Annotated in this window: 2 protein-coding genes; both read left to right on the forward strand. The window is 41.7% G+C overall.

The genetic code is table 11. From position 1 onward, the window contains the following. Positions 1–877 precede the first annotated feature (877 nt). Positions 878–1,768 (forward strand): AraC family transcriptional regulator, encoded by an 891-nt coding sequence (locus Q1A70_RS19445; RefSeq protein WP_299695581.1) that lies wholly within the window; start codon positions 878–880, stop codon positions 1,766–1,768. Between the two features lie 128 nt (positions 1,769–1,896). Next, entirely contained in the window at positions 1,897–2,595 is a 699-nt protein-coding gene (locus Q1A70_RS19450) for a fibrobacter succinogenes major paralogous domain-containing protein (protein ID WP_299695583.1), read from the forward strand. Positions 2,596–2,698 lie beyond the last annotated feature (103 nt).

The raw sequence follows: 2,698 nt of genomic DNA on the forward strand, positions 1-2,698 counted from the left end.
AGTGTAATTATCATAGTTCGTAGCATGATCCTGATTTTACTAAAAATCAAGCACCTTCAATGATCACGGGTATAGTATTAGCTGTAAAATCAGCGTATTAGTATTTTATTCCTGTTAATTCTTCAGATAGCGCCCAAAGTTTTTTCGCCACATCGACATCGTGTGACAGCTTGCTTGACTCGATATTAATTGGTGCACCATGCGGTTAAAAAATCCCTTAGGACCCAATTATTCTTCCCGGCCAAGAGCTGATCGCCAGCGGTATAATCGTTGACTCCGTTGCTCGCATCATCTGCTTTCACCCCGATTATATCCGTGGTCACAAGTTGCAAGATGAACTTAAGCAATATCAATTTTTCAGTTAACGAGGCTCTACACCTTTCACCAAAAGAAGATCAACATATGGTCGCGATGTTTGATGCGCTTGAGGCAGAAAACAACGGAGCTTAGATGCCTTTAGTAAAGAGCTCATTTTATCGCAAATCAGTACCTTATTGATGTACGCCAATCGCTATTACCACCGCCAATTTATGATGCGCAAAGAGGCTACACCTCAATATACGATCGGTTTTTAAAGCTTTTAGAGGTCCGCTTAGACGCTGTCATTCAAGAATCTGCCGCAATCCCTGAAGTAGAAGAGTTGGCACAAAGTATGAGGTTCTTTACCTTAAATATTTTGCCAAGTCGTTGAGTTGTCATGTGCAAGCCTTTTTCATCTAATTATTCGAGTTATTAATGGAGCAACTTTATTTGCAAGCTGCTATTTGAGCGAGTATTGTTAAGAAGAGTTGACTATATAGATCAATTACCATTTTATATAGGTCAATTAACCTTTAAAAGATGCCTATTTGTATCGGTGTGGTTAATGGAGCACAAAGTGAAACAGAGAATTAAACAAATTGTAGAGAGTCGTATTGCTGAAGACGGCATGATCGAAACGGGTATTAAAGGTGTCAGTTTGTTCCGAGTGACGCACTCGATACCTTGTGCGCCGGCAGTATATGAACCGGCGGTAGTTGTCATTTTGAGTGGTAAGAAAGAAGCGATTCTTGACGGTGAACATTACATTTATGACAACAGTCAATATATGTGTTGTACAGTATCTCTGCCTGTCGAAGCTGGGACCCCAGACGCATGTGAAGAAGAACCTTTGCTCGGTGTCTATATTTCTCTCGATACCAAGGTGATGACCGAATTGGCAATTGAAATGGAAAGTGCCGCCGGCGCGATAAAACTACCCAAAAGTAGCTCACAACCACCCGGTATGTCATTGGCTAACTGGAATGAGACCTTTTGTGATGGGTTACTAAGGTTACTTCAACTTAGTGAAAATAGTACCGATGCTGCTATCTTGGGGGAAAGCCGCCTGCGCGAATTTTACTACGCAGTCCTGAAGGGCGATGCTGGTATCTCTGCGAGAAGAGCGTTTGGTGTTGGAAACGAAATCGCTAAGTCAATCGAGTACCTATCACTTGACCTTAGTAAGAGCATCACCATTGATGAGCTTGCTTCTTTCGTCGGGATGAGTCGTGCGGTTTTTCATCGAAAATTCAAACAAGCAACACGAATGTCCCCTATTCAGTTTATGAAGTCTATGCGACTAAATAAAGCCGCTATGAAGATAGCAGCAGGGATGACCGTTAATGAGGCTGCGATGGAGGTAGGGTATGTGAGCTCCTCTCAATTCAGTCGTGAGTTTAAACGTATGTATGGTCAATCGCCTAAGCAGTGGAGTCAAGCTAAGGGCATGATTGAGAATATTGCGTAGTGAGTTAATTGCTCTTTAAAAAATGCCTATTTGATACAAATAGGCATTTTTTAAAGAGTAATTCGCCTTTTTTTGATTCAGGATGATAGATATAGTAATTCCACAGCGTCAATGAAAGGTGATTTGCCGTGAAAAAAGTTATTTTATCTATAGGAGCCAGTATGGTCTTTGCTTCTACAACCTCTGCTAATGACATTAATAAAGACTTTTATCAACTGGAAGGTACGGTTCAGGACATGGAAGGTAATGCCTATCGAACGGTGACCATCGGTGAGCAGGTTTGGTTAGCTGAAGGGTTGAGAAGTACCAAGTTTCAAGACGGTTCTGCAGTTAGCTCAGGTGTTATTCCAAAAGATGACGAAGCGAACTTGTTGAAATATGGTCGACTATACAACTGGCATGATGTCGCTGATGAGCGAAATTTATGTCCGGAAGGTTGGAGAGTCGCGACAGATGAGGACTGGAAAGCGCTTGAACGAAGCATTGGTATGCCTGAAGAGGAACTTCATCAAGAAGGCTGGCGAGGTAGTGACCAACAGCTCGGCTTACAACTAAAAGAGGCACAAGCTGATGGACCATTTGAAAAAGTGGATCAGTCTCTAGTTAATAAACATAACTTCTTTGCAAGACCTGCTGGCGTTAAGTGGAACGGCTTTTACATTACTCAGGGTGCTTATACTGAATTTTGGACCGCAGATAGCGCGTCTGACTCCAAAGGTATTATTCGAACACTGGCTTACTCTTGGTGGAATGCGCACAAAGGCGAAATTCGTCGTGCTACTAGCTCAAAAAATTATATGTTCAGTGTTCGCTGCGTAAAACTTTAAATTTGAGCCAGTAATTTTTTTAACAATATATACCCGTGATCATTGAAGGTGCTTGATTTTTAGTAAAATCAGGATCATGCTACGAACTATGATAATTACACTG

Origin of the sequence: uncultured Vibrio sp., assembly GCF_947488985.1 — a bacterium.
GTDB lineage: Bacteria > Pseudomonadota > Gammaproteobacteria > Enterobacterales > Vibrionaceae > Vibrio.